The sequence below is a fragment of the Kitasatospora sp. NPDC058048 genome (assembly GCF_042885555.1).
In the GTDB taxonomy this organism is placed as follows: Bacteria; Actinomycetota; Actinomycetes; order Streptomycetales; family Streptomycetaceae; genus Kitasatospora; species Kitasatospora lactacystinica.
Genome location: NZ_JBHVRT010000008.1, coordinates 128376 through 151070, shown reverse-complemented (window position 1 = coordinate 151070; position 22695 = coordinate 128376). Strand labels below are relative to the sequence as shown.

Genomic DNA, 22695 nt, shown 5'->3' with positions numbered 1-22695 from the left:
GACCAGATGGACTTCGCGACTCCTGAGGAGGCAGCCGTGAGCACCGCCGAACCGGTCGAGACCGTCGACCTGCGCGCCGACCACCTGATCCGCGACCCCTTCACCGCCTTCGCCGACCTGCGCGAGCGCGCCCCGCTCGCCCGCGCCACCATCCCCGGCGTGGAGCCCTTCTGGATCGCCGTCCGCTACCAGGACGTCCGCGCCGTGCTGTCCGACCCGCGCTTCGTCAACGACGTGAACGCCGTCAACGGCCCCGTCGCCGACGAGCCCGCCGACGAGCCCGCCGCCGCCGACGACCCGTCCGGCCCGGCGGACGCGCCCGCCGCCCCCGCCCCCGTCCCCGCGCACCGCACCGAGCAGGTCTGGCGCGCCCGCGGCATGCCGCCGGAGTGCGCGAAATACCTGCGCGCCGGGGTCTTCGGCGCGGACGGCGCCCGGCACCGCCGGATGCGCGGGCTGGTGCACCCCGCCTTCACGGCCGGTGCGGTGGAGCGCCTGCGGCCCCGGATCGAGCGGCTCGCCGAGGAGTACGCCCGGGCACTGCCCCGGCACGCCGGCCCGGACGGCGTGGTCGACCTGGTGGCGCACTTCGCCTACCCGCTGCCCGTCACGGTGATCTGCGAGCTGCTCGGGATCCCCGAGACCGACCGCCCCCAGTGGCGCCGCTGGAGCTCCTACCTCGGCCGGGGCGCCGGGCCCGGCCTGGACGAGGCGCTGCGCGCCATGGTGACCGCCGCCCGCGACCTGGTCGGGCGCCGCCGGGCCGAACCGGCCGAGGACCTGCTCTCCCGGCTGGCCGCCGCGGAGGGCGACACCCTCGCCCCGGTGGAGACCGTCTCGCTGATCCTCAACCTGATCGTGGCCGGGCACGAGACCACCGCCACCCTGATCGGCAACGGCACGGCCGCGCTGCTCGCCCACCCCGAACAGCTGGCACTGGTCCGGTCCGACCCGGGCCTGCTGCCCGCCGCCGTCGACGAGCTGATGCGCTGGTGCGGCCCGACCATCGGCGGGGTGCCGCGCTACGCGACGGAGGACCTCACCCTGGCCGGCACCCCGATCCGCAAGGGCGAGGCGGTGATGCCGATCCTCGCCGGGGCCAACCACGACCCGCGGGCCTACGCCGAGCCGGAGCGCCTGGACGTCCGCCGGGCGAGCGCGCCGGACCGCGCGGGGCAGCACGAGGCGCACCTGGGATTCGGCCACGGCACCCACCGGTGCCTGGGCTCGGTGCTGGCGCACCAGGAGGCCGTCGTCGCCTTCGACACGCTGCTGCGGACGTACCCGCAGCTGGCTCTCGCGGTCGGCCCGGAGGCCGTCGAGCGCGGACCGAACCCGGCCGCCTGGCACCTCGCCGCGCTGCCCGTCCGCCTCGGGCCGCAGGCCCCGGCCACGGGCTGACCCGGGCCGAAGCGCCCACTGCCGAAGCGCCCACTGCCGACGCGCCCGACCGCCCCCGTGGCCGGGCGCGTCGCCACGACTGCCGCAGCCGCCCACCCGCCGCACGGCACGCCCGCCCCCACCACCCCGCGCCACGCCGGGCCGTCCCACGTCCGGTCGACGCCCCGTCAGTCCCGCAGCCCAGCCCTGGTGGCGGGCCCATCCGGCCGCCCGTACCGTCGACACGGCCGCACCCACCGGCCGTCACCGCCCGCGCACAGCGCGTCAGCCCACACCGCCGGCCCGTGCGGGGGACCACGACACCCGCACGAAACACCGCGCGCGCCGAAAGAAACAGGTCACCACTCATGTCCACGCGACGGGTCCACCACCTCGCCGCGGCCACCGCCGCCGCCACCGCCCTGACCACCGTCCTCGCCGCCCTGGCCGCCGCCCCCGCGGCCCGCGCCGACGGCGGCCTCCCGCTGCACCTCGTCCGGCCAGGAGAATCGATTCAGCGGGCGGTCGACGCCGCCCGGCCCGGTGACACCGTCCAGCTGTTCCCCGGCACCTACCGGGGCAGCGTCCGCATCACCACCCCCGGCATCACCCTGCGCGGCGCCGGCCGGGACAGCGTGATCGTCCCGGGGGACGGCACCGAGAACGCCTGCGCCGCCGCCGGCCACGGCATCTGCGTGGTCGGCACCGAGGAGCACCCGCTGTCCGACGTCACCGTCCACGGCCTCGCCGTCACCGGCTTCCGCAAGAACGGCATCGACGCCAGCGGCACCACCGGTCTGACCGTCAGCGGCACCTACGTCCACGACAACGCCCAGCAGGGCATCAGCCAGGAGATGTCCACCCGGGCCGTCATCCGCGGCAACCGCTCGACCGACAACGGCCAGTCCGGCGTCTTCCTCGCCAACTACGCCTACCGCGAGGGCGGCTCGCCCGACACCGGCGGCACCGTCGTCGAGCGCAACGAGCTGACCGGCAACCGGGTGGGCGTCACCGTCCGCCGGTTGCGCGGACTGGCCGTCCAGGACAACGGGATCAGCGGCAACTGCGCCGGCGTCTTCGTGGTCGGCGACGAGGGCGTGCCCCGCGCCGGGAACCTCGACGTCCGGCGCAACACCGTCGTCGGCAACAACAAGTTCTGCCCGGCCAACCCGCGCCTGGGCGCCATCCAGGGCGCCGGCATCGTGCTCACCGGCACCGAGGACACCCGGGTGACGGAGAACGAGGTCCGCGACAACACGGGCACCTCCGACTTCTCCGGCGGCATCGTCCTCTTCCGGAGCGTCGTCGGCGTCTCCAACGCCCGCGCCGTGATCACCGACAACGAACTGAGCGGCAACGGTCCGGCCGACCTCGCCGACCGCGACGCCGGCGCCGACAACACCTTCGCCCGCAACACCTGCGAGCGCTCCGAGCCGGCCGGCCGCTGCTGAGCCCCGGCGCCCCCTCACCCAGGCCGGCGGCCCGTCGCTCCCCACTCCCACTCCCACCCCCGCCGCCGGCCCGCGGCCGACCGCCGCCCGCCGCCGGCCCGTCGCCCCTCGCCGCCCGCCGCCCCAGGAACCCCCAAGGACCCGAGGAACCCGCCATGACCACCGCACCCGCCCATACCAGCCACCAGGCCGCGATGCGCCTGCGCGAACTCGTCTTCGGCGCCGCCTGCGCCGCCGCCGTCCGCGCGGCCGCCCGGCTCGGTGTCGCCGACGTGCTCGGCGACACCCCGACCACCGTCACCGACCTCGCCGTCGCACTCGACACCGAGCCCCGCCAGCTGCGCCGCCTGCTGCGCGCGCTCGCCTGCTACGGCATCTTCGAGGCGAGCGGCGACGACCGCTTCGAGCACACCGAGATGTCCCGGCTGCTGCGCGAGGACGCCCCCAACTCGCTGCGCTACATCTCCCTCTGGTGCACCGAGCCCTGGACCTGGGAGGCCTGGCCGAAGCTGGACGAGGCCGTGCGCTCCGGCCGCAACGTCTTCCCCGAGCTGTTCGGCAAGGAGTTCTTCGACTACCTGCACAGCGACGCGGGCGACTCGGCGAAGGTCTTCGACAAGGCGATGACCACCTCCAGCCGGCAGTCCGCCGAGGACTTCGCCGAGTACCTGGACCTCACCGGCATCGACTCGGTGGCGGACATCGGCGGCGGCCAGGGACACGTGCTGGCCAGCCTGCTGGAGAAGCACCCGGCGCTGCACGGCACCCTGCTGGACCTGCCCAAGGTGGTGGCCGGCGCCGACCCGCGGCTCCAGGACGGCGGCGCCTTCTCCGCCCGGGCCCGCCTGGTGCCGGGCGACTGCCGGGTGGAGATCCCGGTCCGCGCCGACCTCTACATCATCAAGAACATCCTGGAGTGGGACGACGACAGCACCCGCCGCACCCTCGCCAACGTGGTCAAGGCGGCCGGCTCCGGCGCCCGCGTCGTGGTGGTGGAGAACCTGGTCGACAACAGCCCCTCGATGCGGTTCACCACCGCGATGGACCTGATGCTGATGCTCAACGTGGGCGGTGCCAAGCACTCCGAGGAGAGCATGGTCGGGCTGATGGCGGAGGCCGGGCTGACGGTCACCGCGGTCCGCCCGGTCAACCCCTACCTGCACGCCTTCGAGGCCCTCGTGACCGGCTGAGCCGCCGCCGTACGCCGGTACGCCGGTACGCCGGTACACGCGACCGCCGGCCCCCATCGCTCGGGGGCCGGCGGTCGCGCGTGCCCGGGCCGGATCGGGCCGGATCGGGGCGGGTCAGCCCGGGTGCGAGGACTCCAGGTGGGCGAAGACCACGACGTTGTCGAGGTAGTCCCGCCGCTTCTTGTCGTAGGTGCCGCCGCAGGTGATCAGCCGGAGCTGGGCGTCCGGGGTCCTGCCGTACACCTTGGCGTCGGGGAAGGCGTTCTTGGCGAAGGTCTCCACCGAGTCGACCGAGAACACCGCGACCGTCCCGTCCGCGCGGCTCACCTCGACCTTGTTGCCCGGCAGCAGGAAGCTCAGCAGCAGGAACACCGCCGGGCCCTTGGCGGTGTCCACGTGCCCGGCCAGGACCGCGCTGCCGCGCTCCCCCGGGGTGACGCCGTCCCGGTACCAGCCCACCAGGTTCTTGTCGTCCGGCGGCGGCGCGTCGAGCTGGCCGGCCGGGTTGACGGCCAGTTCGGTGAACGGCGCGTCCACGGCGATCTGCGGGATCCGCAGCCGGGTCGGCTTGGCGCGTTTGAGCGCCGGCGTCTGCGGCGCCGCGTCCGCGTCCGCGGCGCCCGCGGGACCGGGGACGGCCGGTGCGGCGGCCGCCGGGGGAGCGGGCCGGCCGTCCTCCGTGCCGGGGTCCACCGAGTTGTAGATCAGCAGCAGCCCGACCGCTGCCGCGCCCATCCCCGCGCGCAGCAGCCGGGGTGTTCCAGAGGCGGGACCGCCCGTCATTCCTGTCCTCCGCTCGACCTGTTCCACGACGGCCCGCCGCCCCCGGTGCGCCCGCCCCGTGCGGGGAGGCGTCCGGAGGCGGCGGAAGCAGGGTGCCCGGCGTCAGGCGACCGCGCCGGTGGTACGGCGGCCGCGGCGCAGGGCGTACGCGCCCGCCCCGAGGCCGCCGAGCAGCAGCACCGCGCCGGAGGCGAGCCCGCTGCCGGACAGCGCGAGGCCGCCGCCGCCGGTGTGCACGCCGCCGTGCGGGGTCTTGTGGTCCTCGTCCTTGGCTTCGGAGCCCTTGTGCTCGTCGGAGCCCTTGTGTTCCTCGGAGCCCTTGTGCTCGTCGGAGCCCTTGTGTTCGTCGGTGCCCTTGTGCTCGTCGGAGCCCTGGCGCTCGTCGGCGCCCTTGTGCTCCTCGGAGGCGGCACCGCCCTTCCTGTCGTCGGTGGCCTTGGAGTTGTCGGAGGTCTTCTCGGACTTGTCCTGCTTCTCCTGCCAGGTCAGGTTCTTGCCCTGGTCGGCGGCACCGTCGGCGAATGCCATGGGGGTACCGACGGTGATCATGGCGGCGACGGCCGCCCCGGCGAGCAGTGTGCGTGCAGAACGCATGAGGATGATCCTTCCGGCGCGCAGGACCGCGACCGCCGACACGGTGCCGGACAAGGGGACTCGCGGGGGATGCGCCTGATCCACGGTCATCCACCGTGCGGCCGACTGCCACCGGAGTGTGGCAGCGCCGGTACGCAGCGTGCGCTCTTCGGGTGGAGTCCCGGGAGTGTTCACCCGTACGGCCGGGCGATCCGGGTGAATCCGGGCGGGTGCACCCGGGGCGGCCGGATCCGATCCTGGCCGGTCCGATCCGGGGCGCTGCGGCCGGGCACGCGTGGGCCCGCCCCCGGCACACGGCCGGGGGCGGGCCCATCGGGGAGGCGCCGGGTCAGCGGTCCCAGCGGTAGAACTCCCGCGCCATCGCGTCCTTCGGCTCCCGCCAGGTGGCCGGGTCGTACGCCTGCACGTAGGCGGTCAGGCGGTCGCTGACGGTCCGGAAGTCCGGGTGCCCGACGACCTTGGCGACGGCCGGGCCCGGCGGGCGGTCGGCCTCGATCAGGTGCAGGTAGACGTCGCCGAACTGGAAGAGGCTGCGGCCGGTGACACCGATCAGGTGCGGCAGCTCGCCCTGGTCGGACTCGGCGAACACCTCGGCGATGTCCGGTGCGGCCTCGGGCTTCATCCGGGCGACGATCAGCGCCCGGTGGACGCCGGTCACAGCTCCGCCGCCCGCTTCTCGACCTTCTCCCGGATCAGCTGCATCTGGATCTTCGAGTTCCGGTTGATGTGGCCGGTCATGCCGGCGTCGTCGACCGGGGCGGTCGGCTTCATCGCGAAGTCCTGGATCCAGCGCATCCTGGTGCCGGCCGGCACCTCGGCGTACTCCCAGCGGATCTCCATGAACTCGAACGGGCCGGGTTCGACCCGGCGGGCGCGCACCGAGAGCGCCTCCCGGTCGGTCTCCCGCTCGGAGACCCAGCTCCACACTTGGCCGTTCTCGTCGGGGTGCATGGTGAGCCGGAACCGGACGAGGCTGCCCTGCCGGTCCAGCACCTCCACCGAGGCGTACTCGCTGAACAGCTGCGGCCAGTTCTCCAGGTCGTTGGTCATCTCCCAGACCAGGTCGAGCGGAGCGGCGATGACGATCTCGTTGTCGGTGTGTCCGGGCATCTCAGGCACCAGCCTTCGTGGCGAGGGAGGAGTTGATCAGCTCCAGGAACTCGGCCGGGGTCTTGGCCGATTCGGCGCCCGAGGTGACCTTGAGGCCGTGCCGGTTCTCCAGCTCGCCGACCACGCCGAGCAGGCCGAGCGAGTCGACGCCGAAGGTGTCGAACTCCGCGCCCGGCCGCGCCAGGTCGCCCGGGTCGACGGCGACGCCCGCCCGGGCCTTGAGCAGCTCGGCGAGTTCCGGATAACTGAGGGTGTTGCTCACAGGGGTGTCCCTTCGAAGGTGTGGGTGGTTCAGGGCCGCACGCGCCGGACGACCAGTGCGGAGTTGGAGCCCATCAGCCCGCGGCTGAGCACCAGGGCGGTGTTCAGCTCGGCCGGTCGGGCGCGGCCGGTCACCAGGGCGAGGTCGTGGCAGACCTCGGTGACGTTGGGGGTGGGCGGCAGTACGCCGTCCTCCATGGCCAGCACGGCGGCGGTCACGTCGAGCAGCGGGGCGCCGCAATAGGCCCGCCCCGTACCGGTCTTGGGAGCGGTGACCGGGACGCGCTCGGCGGCCGGGCCGAGGGCGTCGGCCAGCGCCAGGGCCTCCGCCCGGTCGGCGGCCGGCACCCCCAGGGCGTCCGCGAAGACCACGTCGATCTCCTCGGGCGCGATGCGGGCCTCGTCCAGTGCGATCCGGATGGCGGCCGCCAGCCCCTCCCGGGACTCCGCCCAGCGGGAGGCGCCGGTGAAGGTGGCGCCGTGCCCGGCCAGCAGCGCCCGGACCCGGGCGCCGCGCAGGCGGGCCGCCTGCTCGTCCTCCAGCAGCAGCATCGCGCCGCCCTCGGCGGGGGCGAAGCCGCAGGCCTGCGCGGTGAACGGCAGGTACGCCTGCTCGGCCTGCTCGGCCAGGCTGAGTTCGGGGTAGCCGAGCTGGCAGACCATCGAGTACGGCGCCAGCGGGGCCTCGGCGGCGCCGGCCACCACCGCGTCGGTGCCGCGCTCGATCGCCCGGACGGCGTGTGCGAGGGCGTCCAGCCCGCCGGCCTCGTCGCTGGCGACCACTCCGCAGGGGCCCTTGTAGCCGCCGCGGATCGAGATCTGGCCGGTGCTGGCCGCGTAGAACCAGGCGATGGACTGGTACGGGCCGACGAACTTCGGCCCCTGGCCCCAGAGTTGCTGGAGTTCGCGCTGGCCGAACTCGCCGCCGCCGGAGCCGGCCGCGGTCACCACGCCGATCGCGAAGGGCTGTTCCGGGTCGGGCCGGAACCCGGCGTCCGCCACCGCGAGGTCGGCGGCGGCCATCGCGTAGTGCGTGAACCGGTCGGTCTGCACCAGGAAGCGGTTGTCGATCGCCGACTGCGGATCGAACCCGTTCACCTGGCCCGCGATCCGGAGCGGAAGCCCGGTGCAGCCCTCGCGGGATATCCGGTCGAGGACGCTCACGCCCTGCCTGGTGGCCTTCCAGAAGGCGTCGGCCCCGACCCCGTTCGGTGCCACCACGCCGAGGCCGGTGACCACCGCCCGGCGGCCCTGCTGACGTGACGTCATGGAACTCACCCCGTTCTGTTGAGCACGACGGCGGACTGGAATCCGCCGAATCCGCTGCCGACCGAGAGGATGTGGCTCAGCGGCAGCTCGCGCGCGGTGCGCGGCACGTAGTCGAGGTCGCACTCCGGGTCCGGCGTCTCGTAGTTGGCGGTCGGCGGCACGACGCCGTGGGCGAGCGCCAGGGTGCAGGCGACGACCTCGATGGCGCCGATCGCGCCGAGCGAGTGCCCGACCATCGACTTGATCGAGCTCATCGGCGTCCTGAAGGCGTGCGCGCCCAGCGAGCGCTTGACCGCGGCGGTCTCGTGCCGGTCGTTCTGCTTGGTGCCCGAGCCGTGCGCGTTGACGTAGTCCACTTCGGTGCGGTCCACCCGGGCGTGGACGAGCGCGTGGTCGATCGCCCGGGACATCTCCAGCCCCTCCTTGGTGAGGCCGGTCATGTGGTAGGCGTTGCCGAAGGTGGCGAAGCCGCCGATCTCGCCGTAGATCCGGGCGCCGCGGCGGCGGGCGTGCTCCAGCTCCTCCAGGATCAGGACGGCGCCGCCCTCGCCGAGCACGAAGCCGTCCCGGCCGGCGTCGAAGGGGCGGGAGGCGTGCTGCGGGTCGTCGTTGCGCTCGCTGGTGGCCTTGATGGCGTCGAAGCAGGCGACGGTGATCGGCGAGATCGGGGAGTCGGAGGCGCCGGCGACGCAGATGTCGGCGCGCCCCTCCTCGACCGCCTGGAAGCCGTAGCCGATCGCGTCCAGGCCGGAGGTGCAGCCGGTGGAGACGGTCTGCACCGGGCCGTGCGCGCCGGTCCGCTCGGCCACCGCGGAGGCCAGGGTGCTGGGCGCGAACGCCCGGTGCAGCTGTGGCTCGGCCTGCCCGGGGTCCACGTCCCAGCGGGCTCCGGCCGCGCTCACCAGGGCGTAGTCGTGCTCCAGCCGGGTGGTGCCGCCGACGGCGGTGCCGAGCGAGACGGCGATCCGCCACGGATCCTCGGCGGCCAGGTCCAGGCCGGCGTCGGCGAGCGCCTCGTCGGCCGCGACCATCGCGAACTGCACGTAGCGGTCGGCCCGTTGGACGTCCGCCGGGCCCAGTCCGTGGGCCGCCGGGTCGAAGTCGACCTCGGCGGCGATCCGGGAGCGGAACCCGGTGGGGTCGAAGAGCGTGATGCCCCGGGTCGCGGTGCGGCCGGCCGTCAGCAGGTCCCAGAACGCCGGGACGCCGACCCCGCCGGGAGCGACCACTCCGATCCCGGTGACGGCGACGCGCCGGGTCACGAGCCCACCTTGGCGTGTTCCGGCGGTCCGGATGCCGCGGTCCCCTCGGTGCTCACGTGGCCGAGGTCGGGGCGGGGGGCGAGCGGGCCGAGGTGGAAGACCATCCGGGCCTCGGTGTCGCCGACGTTGCGGAAGCGGTGGCGCATGTTGATCGGGATCATCAGGCCGTGGTCCGGCTTGAGCGGATGGGGCTCGCCGTCCAGGTCCACCTCCAGGTCGCCGCAGACGACGAACACGAACTCCTCGGAGTACGGGTGGTAGTGCTCGCGGATCCGCTCGCCGGGCTTGACGATCGCCAGGCCCATGAAGCCGCTGGTCGCGCCGCAGCTGGTCGGGGTGAGCATGGTGCGCAGCTCGGCGCCGTGGCGGCGGTTCTCCGGCGCGTCGTGGACGCTGACGATCCGTGGGGACTGGGTGGTCATGGAGTTCTCCCGTGAGGTGACGGAGCGTCAGTTGTTGATCGGGTCGGCGGAACTGCGGTCGGTGACCGGGTTCATGGCGCGGGCGGCGAGGAAGGCGCCGAGCCCGGTGGCGGTGCGCAGGTCGCCCTGCGGTCCGAGGTCCAGCAGTCCGGCGAGCACGGCGGCCTGCCGGTCGTCGGCCACGCCGAGGGCGGCGGCCGGGTCGGCCTCGGCCGGCACCCGCAGGTCGACCAGGCGCACCACCACGTCCTCGCGGTGGAAGACGGTGGCGGCCGCGACCGGCCCGGTCGGGTCGGCGGTGGCCAGGTTGTCGTGCTCGGCCAGCAACTCGGCCACGTCCTGTCCGCTGCCCGGACGGACCGGGTAGAGCACGGCGTGCCGGTGCAGCCGGGCGGAGGCGGGGGAGCTGGCGATCGCCTGGTGCCGGGCGGGCAGCGCGGCCCTGGCGAAGAACGCCCGGGCGGCCTGCGGGTCGCCCAGCTGCCGGGCCTCCTCCAGGTGCGGGTTCAGCGCTTCCTCGACGGCCCGCACCTCGGGCTGCATCGCCACGTGGCGCAGCGCGTCGCCGAGGTTGCCGACCACCTCGACGGCGCGGACCACCCGGTTGCCGAGCATGAACAGCGAGGTGCGGCGCAGCCGGGTGTGCTCGTCGACCTCGGCCCGGGGGGAGGCGTAGCCGGAGAGGATGCGGGCCACCTCGGGCTCGCTGCCGGGCTTGACGGTGAAGGTCAGCGCGTGGCGGACCACGCCGTCCGGGCCCGGAGGGGCCTTGGGCGGGCCGACGTGCCCGGCCGGGGTGGTGCGCGGCAGCCCGGGCGGCACCTCCATCGGTGCCCGGGTGCCGGTGGAGCCGGCGGCGGAGGTCTCGCGCAGCACGGCGTAGCGCAGCGAGCGGAAGTTGTCGCTGACGCAGCCGTGCATCGGCTTGACCATCTCCCGGTGGGCCGGGCTGTCCACCCACTCCAGGAAGGTCTCCTGGTCCTTCCACTCGCTGGTGATCAGCCACTGGCGCGGGTCGTTGATCGACTGGCACAGCTGGTCGCTGACGTGGCCGGGGACCGAGGCCACCTGGTGGCGCAACTGCTCGTACACGTCGAGGAAGCGCTGCTGGGCGCCGTCCTGGATCTCCAGCATCAGCACCACTCGCAGCCGGGTGTCGGCCTCGTCCTGCTGCTTCGGCTGGGGTTCGGACAGAGTTGTCATGATCCACTTTCTGCTCTGGGCCGCACGCTGCGGGCCGTGTCGGCCGTGCCCGGCGGGTGCTCCCCGGCCTGGGAGGGCGGTGCGACGGCGGTTCGGCCGGGCGAGTCGGCGCCAGGCCTGAGGTCGATCGTGGGCGGCGCACCGGGCGCGGCGCGAGATTTGCGGGCCATCCGGGCGAAGGGGCGGCACGGGCCGCCTCCGGCGGGGGATGGAAGAGCGGGGCCCCGGCTGAGCGGGCCCGCCGAGGGCGGCGCCGAGCCCGGTGGCCGGGCCGCGGAATCCCCTGACAGGGCGGAGCAATCGATGAATCCGAAGGTTGACGACCGGGTGCCGGTCCTGATCGTGGGCGGCTCGCTGGTCGGGCTGTCGGCCTCACTCTTCCTCGGCCGGCTCGGGGTCCGGCACCTGCTGGTCGAGAAGCACGCCGACACCTCGCACCACCCGCGGGGACGCGGCAACAACGTGCGGACCATGGAGCTGTTCCGGGTGGCCGGGATCGAGCCGGCGATCCGCGAGGCGGCCTCGATCCTGGCCCCCAACCACGGCATCCTCCAGGCGCCCTCGCTGACCGGCGCCGAGCAGGAGTGGCTGTTCCGGGAGATCGACCCGGGCGGCCGGCTGGCCCGGTTCAGCCCCAGCTCCTGGTGCCTGTGCAGCCAGAACGACCTGGAGCCGGTGCTGCGGCGGGCGGCCCGCGAGCTGGGCGGCGCCCTGCGGTTCAGCACCGAGCTGATCTCCTTCGAGCAGGACGCGGACGGCGTCACCTCGGTGCTGCGCAGCCGGGAGAGCGGCGAGGAGCGGGTGGTGCGCTCGGACTTCCTGATCGCCGCGGACGGCCCGCGCAGCCCGGTCCGGGAGAGCCTGGGGATCGGCCGGTCCGGCAAGGGCGAGCTGTTCCACAACGTCAGCATCACCTTCCGGGCCAAGCGGCTGGCCGAGGTGGTCGGCGACCGGCACTTCATCGCCTGCTACCTGACCAACCCGGAGGCGGACGGCGCGCTGCTGCCGGTGGACAACCAGGAGGAGTGGGTGTTCCACGCGCCCTGGCACCCGGAGGACGGCGAGCCGCTGGAGGCCTTCACCGACGAGCGCTGCGAGCGGCACATCCGCACCGCCGTCGGCCTGCCGGAGCTGGACGTCGAGGTCACCGGCCGGGCTCCTTGGCACGCCGCCGAGCGGGTGGCCGAGCTGTACGGCGCCGGGCGGGTCTTCCTCGCCGGGGACTCCGCCCACGAGATGTCCCCGACCGGGGCGTTCGGTTCCAACACCGGCATCCAGGACGCCCACAACCTGGCCTGGAAGGTCGCCGCCGTGCTGTGCGGCTGGGCCGGGCCGCGGCTGCTGGAGACGTACGGGCAGGAGCGCCTCCCGGTGGCCCGGGTGACCGGCGAGCGGGCCTCGGCCCGGTCCGCCGAGCACAGCCACCCGGGCTACGCGGTGGCGCCGGGCGTGGGCCGGCAGGCCGGGGTGCTGGCGGTGGCGCTCGGCTACCGCTACCCGGTGGGCGCGGTGATCGGCGCGGACCGGGCCGGGCCGGTGGTCCCCGAGCAGTTCGAGTCGGCGGGCGAACCGGGCAGCCGGGCCCCGCACCAGTGGCTGCGGCGCGCGGGCGTGAAGCTCTCCACGCTGGACCTGTACGAGCAGGCGATGGTGCTGCTCACCGGCCCCGAGGGCGGGGCCTGGCAGGCGGGCGGCAGGCGGGCGGCCGACCGGCTGGCCGTCCCGCTGGACGGCTTCCGGATCGGCGACGGCGCCGAGGACGATCTGGCGCCGGAGCCGGGCGCGGACTTCGCCGCGCTGCACGGCATCGGCCCGCAGGGGGCGGTGCTGGTCCGCCCGGACGGCTTCGTCGCCTGGCGCTCGCCCGGCCCGGCGCAGGACGCGGAGGCTGAGCTCGTCACGGCACTGCGGACGGTGCTGAGCCTCTGAGGACGCGGAAGGGCCCGCCGGTCGCACGGCCGGCGGGCCCTTCCTGACGGTCGTCGGCGGTCAGTGGCCGCCCTCGTCGACCACCTCGACGTCGGCGATCTCCTGCTCGATCGCCTCGGTCGGCAGCGCCACCCGGATCGCCCAGTAGTAGATGACCAGCGAGAACACCGACACCAGGGCCATGTCGGCCCACATCGGGATGTTGCCGGTGCCGTCCCCGAAGCTGCCCTGCCAGGAGATCAGGCCGAGGCCCACCAGGTAGGGCGGCAGCCACTGGGCGGACTTCCAGCTCAGCCGGGGCGCGTTCGGCAGACCCTTCTTGATCGCGTACGCGGCGTAGCTGCCGAGCAGGACGTAGCCGAGCACGATCGCGATGCCGAGGCGCGAGAGGGTGTGCCAGCCGGACCAGTAGATGATCAGACTGGAGACCACGAACGCGGCCGGGGAGATCAGCTCGCCCGCCGGCAGCCGGTAGGGGCGCTCGTGCCCGGGCAGGCGGCGGCGCATCGCGCCGAAGGCCAGCGGGGCGCCGGCGTACATCAGCACGCTGGCGGAGGTGATGAAGCCGACCAGCTCCTGCCAGCTCGGGAACGGCAGGAAGCAGATCACGCCGGTGACGAAGGCGATGACCAGGCCGAACCACGGCACGCCGTTCTTGTCGAGCTCCTCGAACCTCTGCGGGGCGTAGCCGTTGCGGCTCAGGCCGTAGGAGATGCGCGAGGTCGAGGTGGTGTAGATCAGGCCGCTGCCGCCGGGGGAGATCACGGCGTCCATGTAGAGCACCCACGCCAGCCAGCCGAGGCCGACCACGGTGGCGAGGCCCGCGAAGGGGCCGTCGATGCCGGGGAAGTCGAGCTTGTCCCAGCCGTTGGCGAAGGCGCTGACGGGCAGCGCGCCGATGAAGACGACCTGGAGCAGGGTGTAGATCAGGCTGCCGATGGCGACCGAGCCGAGCACGGCGCGGGGGATGTCGCGCTTGGGGTTGCGGCTCTCACCGGCGAGCTGGATGGCCTGCTCGAAGCCGAGCAGGGCGAAGATGATGCCGCTGGTGCTGATCGCCGCCAGCACGCCCTGGGCGCCGAACGGCGCGAAGCCGTGCGAGGTGAAGTTGGAGCCGTGGAAGTTGGTCGCGGCCAGCACGAAGATGGTGAGCAGCGGGACGAAGATCTTCAGCCAGGTGGCGATGTTGTTGGTGCGGGCCAGGACGCGCACCCCGAGGAAGTTCACCGCGACGAACACCGCCATGAGCACGGTGGAGACGGCGAAGCCGCTGGCCGTGAGGGTGTTGTTGTCGTTGAGCAGGCCGCCCGCCCAGGACCAGTGCCGGGCGTAGCCGATCATCGCCTCGACCTCGATCGGCGCGACGGTGGCCGCCTGCAGCCAGGAGAACCAGCCGAAGGACATGCCGGCCAGGCCGCCGAAGGCGTAGTGCGGGTACCGCGCGGTGCCGCCCGAGACCGGGAACATGCTGCCGAGCTCGGCGTGCACGAGCGCGAGCAGCACGATCGCGACCGTGCCGATGCCCCAGGACAGGACGGCGGCCGGACCGGCCGCCATCACGCCCTCCTTCGCGCCGAACAGCCAGCCGGAGCCGATGATCGAGCCGACCGAGGCCCACATGAGGCCGATGAGCCCGACGTGGCGGCGCAGTGAGCGGTGGGGAGTCCTGGAGGAGGAGTCGGTGCCCTGGTCGGGCGGCGAGATCTGGTTGAGGGAAGCCATGAACGATCTCTCTGTGGGTGGGGGCTCCGGGGTGGGCGGAGCGATGAGAGTTGCCACACAGTAGGACTATTCAGGGGCCCCTGCACAGATTTCATTACTGAATGTTTACATTCTTTTCTGGACGTCCCTGCAGGTAGGGGGCGTCATTGTCCCCGATCTCTTACGTATTCGATCGACCCACTCGGAATTCGATCAGTGCCGAGTGGGGCCGCATGATAGACGCTCCTTTCGACGATGGGAATAGTGGTCTCCGTATAGCGGTGCGGCGCTAATCCACCAGATCGGACGGGTCGGTGTTGGCGCCGCAGAGCAGGACGGCGACCCGCTCGCCCTCGGCCAGGCCGGCGGCGGCGAGCGCGGTGGCGGCCGCGTACTCGACGGCGATCCGGCGGTCCTCCCAGAGCTGCCGGCGGGCACGCACGATGGCCTCGTCGTCGACCAGCACCGAGCGGACGCCCGCGTGCGCGGCCGCGTCCACGGCGAGGACGGTGGCGCGGCGGGCCCCGAGCGCGTCCTGGGCGACGGAGTCCACCGGGACGTCCACCGGGCGGCCCGCCTCCAGCGCGGCGTTCAGCGCACGGCTGCCCGACGGCTCCACAGCGAGCACCCGGACGCCGTGCTCACGGGCCGCCACCGCCACCCCGGCGAACAGCCCGCCGCCACCGACCGACAGCACCACGGTGTCCAGCCCGGGCACCCCGGCGCGCATCTCCGCCAGCACCGTCCCGGCGCCGGCGGCGATCAGCGGGTGGTCGTACGCGTGCGAGGACAGCGCCCCGCTGCCGGCCGCGAACTCCTCGCAGGCGCTCAGCGCCTCCGCGTACTCCCGGCCCGCCAACCGCACCTCAGCGCCGTACGAGCGCAGCCGCGCCAGCTTCACCGGGGAGGCCGTCTCGGGCAGGAACACCGTTGCCCGGACGCCGAGTTCACGGGCCGCCCAGGCGCAGGCCAGTCCGGCGTTGCCGCCCGAGGCGATGGTCACCCCGCTGTCCGGGAGGGTGCCCGCCTCGGCGTGCGCGAGCAGGAAGTTCTGCGCGCCGCGGGCCTTGAAGCTGCCGGTGTGCTGGAGGAACTCCAGGGCCAGCCAGGTCCGCCCGCCGTCGTCCCCCGGCGCCACCGCCACCGGGCGCACCCGCCCGGCGATCCGCTTCCCGGCGGCCTCGACCTCGTCGTACGTCAGCTGGTCCATCGTGTACCGCTCCTTCGTCGAGTGGGGCGTTCCACCGGGAGCCCCCGGCCCGGTCGACCGTACGTCCCGTTCGTGGGCGAGGAAAAGATCGCGAACACCGCGGCCGGGCGGCGTAGGGTGGCCCCGTGCGTCTTGTGATCCTCCCCCCGCCGGCCCGCTAGCGGGCGGCCCACTCCACCCACTCCGGCCCGACGGGACCTGCCCGCAGCCGGGGCGATGACTGCCGCCCGCCCACCCAGCGGACCCGAACCGGCACCTCATCGTGGAGTACCGACGCATGACCCCCTCGTACACCGCCGTGCCCTTCCGGCACGGCCTCCTGTCCATTTCCGCCGCCGCCGTCGCCTGGGGCGTGGGCGGCGCCGTGTCCGCGCTGCTGATGCGCACCGGCGGGCTCGGCCCGGTGGGCGTCTCCTGCTGGCGCTTCGGCGTCGCCGCGCTCTGCCTGGCCCTGCTGCCGAGCCGCGGGCCCCGCGCCGACCGGGGCGCCGCCCGGTGGCGCTCCGCGGCGCTGACCGGGCTCGGCCTCGCGGTCAGCCAGTGCGCCTACTTCGGCTCGGTGCGCTGGGCGGGCCTCGGGCTGGGCACCCTGATCACGATCGGCGCCGGGCCGGTGTTCACCAGCCTCGGCGCCCACCTGCTGCTCGGCGAGCGGCTGACCCGTCGGGCGGCGGCCGCGGTGGCGTTGGCCCTGGCCGGTCTCGCCCTCCTGGTGGCCGCCCCGGCGGCGGGCCCGCGCCCGGCCCTGGGCGTCGCGCTGGCCGTCCTCGCGGGCGCCGGCCAGAGCGGCCTCACCCTCTGGGCCCGCAGCGGCGGCTCGGCCCGGGCCGGCACCGGCGCCTTCACCACCGGCCTGCTCTGCCTGCTCCCGCTCGCGGCCGTCCAGGGCCTCCACGGCCTCCTGCCGACCGGTGGCGACCCGGTGGTGACCGTGCCCGCGCTGCTCTTCCTCGGCACGGTGCCCACCCTGTTCGCCTACCGCTGGTACTTCACCGGCCTGACCACGGTGCCCAGCACCACGGCCGCGGTGCTGGTCCTGCTGGAGCCCGCGACCGCGGCGGTGATCGGCGTGCTGTTCCTCGGCGAGCCGCTGACGGCGGGCCTGCTGGCGGGCTCCGCGCTGCTGCTCGCGGCCATCGCCGTGCTGGCGCGGGAGTAGCCGGGGCGGGCGGCCACCCGGGCGGCCACCCGGGCGGGCGCCCTGTGGTCGCCCGGGGCCCGGCGGCGTGCTGTCGTGGTCCGCATGAACAGCTCACTCCCGGCCCGGGTGGCCGCCGCGACCGCCTCCGTCCTCCTGCTCACCACCGCCGCCGGGGCCGTGGTCGCCGCCGCCGGTCCGGCGGCGGCGACCGGGCGCCGGGACGTCACCGCGGACCAGTGCCGGAGCGCGGGCGGGCACGTCGAGGGCAGCGGCTACTGCGTCGACGCGGCCGGTGAGGACGGCTGGGGCCAGCCCATCGACGGCCAGGCGATCAACCCGGATCCGCGGCCCGGGGAGGAGTGAGCGCGCTCCGGCGCCCCGCCCCCGGGCGGGGGAACGGGGCGCCGGGTCGGCGGCCCGGACCGGGGCCGCTCACGGCACCGCTACGGCACCGGGCGCAGGGTGACCGGGGCCGGGGTGAGGGCGCGCAGGACGAGGTCGATGTGCACCTTGGCGGCGCCCGCGCGGTGCAGGGCGGCGGCGATCGTCCGTAACTCCTCGGGGCCGGTACAGGCGAGGCGCAGTTCGAGGTCGGCCTCGCCGACCAGGGCCAGGCCGCTCTGGACGGCCGGGAACTCCGCCGCGAGGCGGTCGAAGTCGAGCGGGACGGGGCCGTGGCTGATCCGGACGATCGCGTGCAGGGAGCGGGCCGGCTGGGCCCGCACCGCCGGATCCGGGCCGTCCGGGACGAGTCGGAGCGGGGCGGTCACCGGCGCTGGAGCCGGGCAGCCGGGGCCGGGGCCGGGGCGGTCGGGGTCGGGGCCGGGGCGAGCGGCGCGGCGGGCGGGGCGGAGACGGGCGGGGCGGTGACGGAGGGGGCGACCAGCCGCGGGTCCAGCACCAGGGTGTCGATCCCGAGCGGGGCGGTGAGGTCACGGAGGGCGGGCTCGCCGAGTTCGGCGTGGGCCTGGTCGGGCCCGAGGAGGGCGACGAGGGCCTCGGGGCTGGAGAATCCGACCGCGCAGCGGCGGCCGTCGCGCAGGCGGAACAGGCGGAGTGCGGTGGTGCTTCCGGTGCCGGAGGCGGTGACCGGAACGTGCCAGACGACGCGGGCCATGCGGATGCTCCCGAGTGGGGTGGTGGTGCCTGCCGGAACTACTGCCTCGACGCTAGGGCGGCCCGGCCCGGGGAGCGCCGGTCCTGACGCGCCGTTGACCGAATGGGGTCGTGCGTTGACGCACTCCTGACGTCCGACTCACCCGAGTGGACCAAACCACCGGTCGAGCGCTCCGCTTGCCGTGCGTGCCGACCCGGACCACCGTGGAGTTCGGCTCCCGGCGCGTCCTGCGTCGAGTCCTGCGTCGAGCCCCCCGCTCACGGCCGCCGGAGCGCCCCGCCGCGGGCGCCGCCGTGCCCGCCGACCGGACCCGTGCGGAAGCGGAACGCGACCGGAACGCGACCGGAAACGGGGGGAGGTGGAGCCGGAGGCCCGTGACGAGATATCTTGACGTCAAGACGTTGGAGACGTGAAGCGGAGTACCGATGACTGACTCGACCATCATCTATACGCACACCGACGAGGCTCCGGCCCTGGCGACCTACTCGTTCCTGCCGGTTGTCCAGGCCTACGCCTCGACCGCGGGTGTGCGCGTGGAGACCCGCGACATCTCCCTGGCCGGGCGGATCATCGCGAGCTTCCCGGAGCGTCTGACCGAGGCGCAGCGGATCGGCGACGCGCTGGCCGAGCTGGGTGAGCTGGCCAAGACCCCGAGCGCCAACATCATCAAGCTGCCGAACATCTCGGCCTCGGTGCCGCAGCTCAAGGCCGCCGTCGCCGAGCTGCAGGCCCAGGGCTACGCCCTGCCGGACTACCCGGACGACCCGCAGACCGACGAGGACAAGGACGTCCGCGCCCGCTACGACAAGGTCAAGGGCAGCGCCGTCAACCCGGTCCTGCGTGAGGGCAACTCGGACCGCCGCGCCCCGCAGTCGGTCAAGAACTACGCCAAGACCCACCCGCACCGCATGGGTGCCTGGACGGCCGACTCGAAGACCAACGTCGCCACCATGGGTGAGAACGACTTCCGGTCCACCGAGAAGTCCGCCGTGATCGCCGCCGACGGTGCGCTGCGCATCGAGCTGCTCGGCGAGGACGGCGCCACCACCGTGCTGCGCGAGAAGGTGCCGGTGCTGGCCGGCGAGGTCGTCGACGCCTCGGTGATGCGGGCCGCCGCCCTGAACGAGTTCCTGGCCGCGCAGGTCGCCCGCGCCAAGGCCGAGGGCGTGCTGTTCTCGGTGCACCTCAAGGCCACCATGATGAAGGTCTCCGACCCGATCATCTTCGGCCACGTGGTCCGCGCCTTCTTCCCGAAGACCTTCGCCAAGTACGGCGAGGTGCTGGTCGCCGCCGGTCTGAACCCGAACAACGGCCTCGGCGGCATCCTGGCCGGCCTCGACAACGTGCCGCACCTGGGTGCCGAGATCAAGGCCTCCTTCGAGGCCGAGCTGGCCGAGGGCCCGGCCCTGGCCATGGTCGACTCCGACAAGGGCATCACCAACCTGCACGTGCCGAGCGACGTCATCGTCGACGCCTCGATGCCGGCCATGATCCGCACCTCCGGCCACATGTGGGGCCCGGACGGCAAGGAGGCCGACACCCTCGCCGTGCTGCCGGACAGCAGCTACTCCGGCGTGTACCAGGCCGTCCTCGACGACTGCCGCGCCCACGGCGCCCTGGACCCGGCGACCATCGGCTCGGTGCCGAACGTCGGCCTGATGGCCCAGAAGGCCGAGGAGTACGGCTCGCACGACAAGACCTTCGAGATCGCCGCCGCGGGCACCGTCCGCCTGGTCGACGCCGAGGGCAACGTGGTGCTGGAGCAGGCCGTCCAGCCGGGCGACATCTTCCGCGCCTGCCAGACCAAGGACCTGCCGATCCAGGACTGGGTCAAGCTGGCCGTCACCCGCGCCCGCGCCACCGGCGTCCCGGCGGTGTTCTGGCTGGACGAGAACCGCGCCCACGACGCGGTGCTGATCGAGAAGGTCAAGCAGTACCTGCCGGAGCACGACACCACCGGTCTGCAGATCGAGATCAAGTCCCCGGTCGAGGCCACCACGTTCTCGCTGGAGCGCATCCGCCGCGGCGAGGACACCATCTCGGTGACCGGCAACGTGCTGCGCGACTACCTGACCGACCTGTTCCCGATCCTGGAGCTGGGCACCAGCGCCAAGATGCTGTCGGTCGTCCCGCTGATGGCGGGCGGCGGCCTCTTCGAGACCGGCGCCGGCGGCTCCGCCCCGAAGCACGTCCAGCAGCTGGTCAAGGAGAACTACCTGCGCTGGGACAGCCTGGGCGAGTTCTTCGCGCTGGCCGCCAGCTTCGAGCACCTGGCCACCACCACCGACAACGCCCGCGCCCAGGTGCTGGCCGACACCCTGGACCGCGCCACCGGCACCTTCCTCAACGAGGACAAGTCGCCGAGCCGCCGCCTCGGTGGCATCGACAACCGCGGCAGCCACTTCTACCTGGCCATGTACTGGGCCCAGGAGCTGGCCGGGCAGACCGCCGACGCCGAGCTGGCCGAGGCCTTCGCCGGCCTGGCCGCGACGCTGACCGAGCAGGAGTCGGCCATCGTGGACGAGCTGATCGCCGTCCAGGGCTCGCCGGTCGACCTCGGCGGCTACTACCAGCCGGACGCGGCCAAGGCCGCGGCCGTGATGCGCCCGTCCAAGACCTTCAACGAGGCGCTCGCCAACCTCGGCTGAACCTGGCCGAGCTGAGCTGACGAGAGGCCCCGGGTCCGCATCGGACCCGGGGCCTCTCGGCGTTCAGGCCCGGATCGCCGGTTCGCTGTTCACGTCCGGACCACCGGTTCGGTGTTCACGCTCCGGACCGCGGTTCAGGCCCGGCCGAGCAGGGCGAGGGCGGTGCCGACGGCCTCGCGCAGCAGGAGGTACGGGCCGTGGGCCAGCGGGCCGTCCGCGCCGAGCACGGCGGCGGTGGCGCCCGCCCGGCGGGCGGCCAGCGCGGAGCGGACGGTGTGGAAGCCGTTGGTGACCACCGTGCAGCGGTAGCCGGGGTGCTCGGCGGCCATCAGGGCGGCGCTGAACCGCAGGTTCTCGGCGGTGTTCACGGCCCGCTCCTCGCGTCGGATCCGCTCGGCCGGGACGCCCCGGGCGGTCAGGTAGCGGGCCATCGCGGCGGCCTCGGTGCACTCCTCGTGCGGGCCCTTCCCGCCGGTCACCAGGAGCAGTGGGGCGTACCCTGCGGCCTCCTCGGCGGCGAAACGTTCCAGCGCGGCGTCCAGCCGGGCCGCCAGCGGGGGAGCGGGCTCGCAGCCGTCCAGCGCGGCGCCCAGGACCACCAGGTAGTCGGAGCCGGCCGGCGCGGGCCGACGGCGCTGGTACAGCGCCACGCCGAGGAAGCCGAGCGGCCAGAGCAGGACGGACCCGCAGAGCAGGACGGCGACGAACAGCAGGACGTGCATATCCGTTCGAACGCCCGCGGCGGAACGACCGTTCCGGGGCCCGGTGGAACCCCCGCCCCGCGACCGCTCCGGCCTCCCGTGGACCCCTGCTCCGCGGGCGGCCGGAAACGGCGGAACCCCCGTTCCGGAGGTGGAACGGGGGTTCCCGGGAACAGGGGTTCCGCGGCGGGCGGCGGGCTCAGCCGACGTCGGCCGCCGGGGCGGCGCCGGTGACCGGGGCGGCCGGGGCCGTGCCCGGGCGCCGGTCACGCTTGTGCAAGGAGGCCAGGTAGGCGTTGTACGCCTCCAGCTCGGCGTCGCCGGTGCGCTCCTCGGAGCGGTCGCGGCGGCGGGCCTGCCGCTGCTCGGAGCCCATCCACTGGTAGACCAGCGCGATCAGCACGATCGCGGTCGGGATCTCGCCGAACGCCCAGGTGATGCCGCCGGCCAGCTTCTGGTCCTCCAGCAGGTTCGTCCCCGGTGGCGCGCCCTCCACGGTGAAGGTGGTGACCAGCGGGTGGGCGGCCATCATCACCGCCACGCCGAAGAAGGCGTGGAACGGCATCCCCATGAACAGCTCGATGATCCGCATCACGTGGCCGGGGCGGTGCGGGCCCGGGTCCACGCCCATGATCGGCCAGAAGAAGGCCAGACCGGTGAGCAGGAAGTGCACCATCATGAAGATGTGCCCGAGGCGGTACTGCATCAGGAAGTCGAACAACGGGGTGAAGTAGACCCCGTACAGGCTCGCGATGAACATCGGGATGGTGAACGCCGCGTGCGAGACGATCCGGACGTACCGGCTGTGCAGCAGCGCCACCAGCAGCTCGCGCGGCCCGCGCGGACGGCCCTTGCCGGCCGGGCGCAGCGCCCGCAGCGCCAGCGTGATCGGGGCGCCGAGCAGCAGCAGGATCGGCGTCAGCATGGAGAGCACCATGTGCTGGATCATGTGCGCGCTGAACAGCACCATGCCGTAGTCGTTCAGCCCGGTGCAGGTGACCAGCAGCAGGCTGGCGACACCCATCGTCCAGCCCACCATCCGGCCGATCGGCCAGCGGTCGCCGCGCCGGTACAGCCGCACCACGCCCGCCGCGTACAGCCCCAGGAGGACCAGGCCGCCGAGCAGGAACACCCAGTCCGGCGACCAGGTCCAGACGTTGGACAAGGTGAACGGGCCTAGTCGGGTCATCCCGCCGTGGTGGTGCATGCCTGACATTCCGTCGCCCATCGGCGGGTCCCGCTTTCCGTCCTCGTGGTCCCCGGTGGGGGTCCGGTTCGCCCGTTTTGCTTGGTCTACAGCCTAGGTGGGCCTTACCTCGGGCC

At 73.9% G+C, this 22695-nt stretch carries 22 protein-coding genes; 7 read left to right on the top strand and 15 right to left on the bottom strand.

Annotated features, from left to right (window positions below; translation table 11 throughout):
- Nucleotides 1-36: 36 nt before the first annotated feature.
- The 3 genes from ACFVVA_RS11150 (at nt 37) to ACFVVA_RS11140 (ending at nt 4021) form a co-directional block, all read left to right on the top strand.
- Nucleotides 37-1401: a cytochrome P450 gene (locus tag ACFVVA_RS11150; protein ID WP_387688091.1), complete on the top strand. Its 1365-nt coding sequence runs from the start codon at nt 37-39 to the stop codon at nt 1399-1401.
- A gap of 347 nt (nt 1402-1748) precedes the next feature.
- Nucleotides 1749-2831, top strand: a complete 1083-nt coding sequence (locus ACFVVA_RS11145; RefSeq protein WP_387688089.1) for a nitrous oxide reductase family maturation protein NosD — start codon at nt 1749-1751, stop codon at nt 2829-2831.
- A gap of 155 nt (nt 2832-2986) precedes the next feature.
- Entirely contained in the window at nt 2987-4021 is a 1035-nt protein-coding gene (locus ACFVVA_RS11140; protein ID WP_387688087.1) for a methyltransferase, read from the top strand.
- A 114-nt stretch (nt 4022-4135) separates the two neighbouring features.
- Here the strand turns inward: ACFVVA_RS11140 and ACFVVA_RS11135 are convergent, their stop codons facing one another.
- The 9 genes from ACFVVA_RS11135 to ACFVVA_RS11095 form a co-directional block, all read right to left on the bottom strand.
- Nucleotides 4136-4804 (bottom strand): class F sortase, encoded by a 669-nt coding sequence (locus ACFVVA_RS11135; protein ID WP_387688085.1) that lies wholly within the window; start codon nt 4802-4804, stop codon nt 4136-4138.
- Between the two features lie 102 nt (nt 4805-4906).
- Nucleotides 4907-5398, bottom strand: a complete 492-nt coding sequence (locus ACFVVA_RS11130; protein WP_387688083.1) for a hypothetical protein — start codon at nt 5396-5398, stop codon at nt 4907-4909.
- A gap of 328 nt (nt 5399-5726) precedes the next feature.
- The gene (locus ACFVVA_RS11125; protein ID WP_359912339.1) at nt 5727-6056 is read right to left on the bottom strand and encodes a TcmI family type II polyketide cyclase; all 330 of its coding nucleotides are present in this window, start codon (nt 6054-6056) and stop codon (nt 5727-5729) included.
- Nucleotides 6053-6508, bottom strand: coding sequence for an SRPBCC family protein (locus ACFVVA_RS11120; protein ID WP_387688081.1), 456 nt, complete (start codon nt 6506-6508; stop codon nt 6053-6055). The genes ACFVVA_RS11125 and ACFVVA_RS11120 overlap by 4 nt, the downstream gene beginning before the upstream one ends.
- Before the next feature lies 1 nt (nt 6509).
- Complete coding sequence (locus ACFVVA_RS11115) at nt 6510-6770, bottom strand: acyl carrier protein (RefSeq protein ID WP_359912333.1); 261 nt, start codon at nt 6768-6770, stop codon at nt 6510-6512.
- 29 nt (nt 6771-6799) lie between these two features.
- Nucleotides 6800-8038, bottom strand: coding sequence for a beta-ketoacyl synthase N-terminal-like domain-containing protein (locus ACFVVA_RS11110; RefSeq protein WP_387688079.1), 1239 nt, complete (start codon nt 8036-8038; stop codon nt 6800-6802).
- Between the two features lie 5 nt (nt 8039-8043).
- Nucleotides 8044-9300 (bottom strand): beta-ketoacyl-[acyl-carrier-protein] synthase family protein, encoded by a 1257-nt coding sequence (locus tag ACFVVA_RS11105; RefSeq protein ID WP_387688077.1) that lies wholly within the window; start codon nt 9298-9300, stop codon nt 8044-8046.
- Nucleotides 9297-9722 carry a cupin domain-containing protein gene (locus ACFVVA_RS11100; RefSeq protein WP_359912324.1) on the bottom strand — a complete coding sequence of 142 codons (426 nt, stop codon included), beginning with the start codon at nt 9720-9722 and terminating at the stop codon, nt 9297-9299. The genes ACFVVA_RS11105 and ACFVVA_RS11100 overlap by 4 nt, the downstream gene beginning before the upstream one ends.
- Before the next feature lie 27 nt (nt 9723-9749).
- Nucleotides 9750-10925: a SchA/CurD-like domain-containing protein gene (locus ACFVVA_RS11095; protein WP_387688075.1), complete on the bottom strand. Its 1176-nt coding sequence runs from the start codon at nt 10923-10925 to the stop codon at nt 9750-9752.
- 303 nt (nt 10926-11228) lie between these two features.
- Between ACFVVA_RS11095 and ACFVVA_RS11090 the strand changes: the two genes are divergently transcribed.
- The gene (locus ACFVVA_RS11090; RefSeq protein ID WP_387688073.1) at nt 11229-12854 is read left to right on the top strand and encodes an FAD-dependent oxidoreductase; all 1626 of its coding nucleotides are present in this window, start codon (nt 11229-11231) and stop codon (nt 12852-12854) included.
- A 60-nt stretch (nt 12855-12914) separates the two neighbouring features.
- Here the strand turns inward: ACFVVA_RS11090 and ACFVVA_RS11085 are convergent, their stop codons facing one another.
- Together ACFVVA_RS11085 and ACFVVA_RS11080 are read right to left on the bottom strand one after the other, a co-directional pair.
- Entirely contained in the window at nt 12915-14576 is a 1662-nt protein-coding gene (locus ACFVVA_RS11085) for an APC family permease (protein WP_387688071.1), read from the bottom strand.
- 268 nt (nt 14577-14844) lie between these two features.
- Nucleotides 14845-15765 (bottom strand): serine/threonine dehydratase, encoded by a 921-nt coding sequence (locus tag ACFVVA_RS11080; RefSeq protein ID WP_387688069.1) that lies wholly within the window; start codon nt 15763-15765, stop codon nt 14845-14847.
- Nucleotides 15766-16042: 277 nt separating this feature from the next.
- Between ACFVVA_RS11080 and ACFVVA_RS11075 the strand changes: the two genes are divergently transcribed.
- Complete coding sequence (locus ACFVVA_RS11075) at nt 16043-16924, top strand: DMT family transporter (protein ID WP_380630445.1); 882 nt, start codon at nt 16043-16045, stop codon at nt 16922-16924.
- An 84-nt stretch (nt 16925-17008) separates the two neighbouring features.
- Nucleotides 17009-17269, top strand: a complete 261-nt coding sequence (locus ACFVVA_RS11070; protein WP_387688066.1) for a hypothetical protein — start codon at nt 17009-17011, stop codon at nt 17267-17269.
- A gap of 80 nt (nt 17270-17349) precedes the next feature.
- Here the strand turns inward: ACFVVA_RS11070 and ACFVVA_RS11065 are convergent, their stop codons facing one another.
- Together ACFVVA_RS11065 and ACFVVA_RS11060 are read right to left on the bottom strand one after the other, a co-directional pair.
- Complete coding sequence (locus ACFVVA_RS11065) at nt 17350-17676, bottom strand: hypothetical protein (RefSeq protein WP_359898446.1); 327 nt, start codon at nt 17674-17676, stop codon at nt 17350-17352.
- Nucleotides 17673-18023: an SAV_915 family protein gene (locus ACFVVA_RS11060; protein ID WP_387688064.1), complete on the bottom strand. Its 351-nt coding sequence runs from the start codon at nt 18021-18023 to the stop codon at nt 17673-17675. The genes ACFVVA_RS11065 and ACFVVA_RS11060 overlap by 4 nt, the downstream gene beginning before the upstream one ends.
- 425 nt (nt 18024-18448) lie before the next feature.
- Here ACFVVA_RS11060 and ACFVVA_RS11055 point away from each other — a divergent pair, with 425 nt between their 5' ends.
- Nucleotides 18449-20671 carry an NADP-dependent isocitrate dehydrogenase gene (locus ACFVVA_RS11055; RefSeq protein ID WP_359898448.1) on the top strand — a complete coding sequence of 741 codons (2223 nt, stop codon included), beginning with the start codon at nt 18449-18451 and terminating at the stop codon, nt 20669-20671.
- A 134-nt stretch (nt 20672-20805) separates the two neighbouring features.
- On the opposite strand, the gene ACFVVA_RS11050 is transcribed toward ACFVVA_RS11055, so the two are convergent.
- Nucleotides 20806-21393: a YdcF family protein gene (locus ACFVVA_RS11050; protein ID WP_387688062.1), complete on the bottom strand. Its 588-nt coding sequence runs from the start codon at nt 21391-21393 to the stop codon at nt 20806-20808.
- 178 nt (nt 21394-21571) lie between these two features.
- Nucleotides 21572-22579, bottom strand: a complete 1008-nt coding sequence (locus tag ACFVVA_RS11045) for a cytochrome c oxidase assembly protein (RefSeq protein WP_387688060.1) — start codon at nt 22577-22579, stop codon at nt 21572-21574.
- Between the last annotated feature and the right edge of the window lie 116 nt (nt 22580-22695).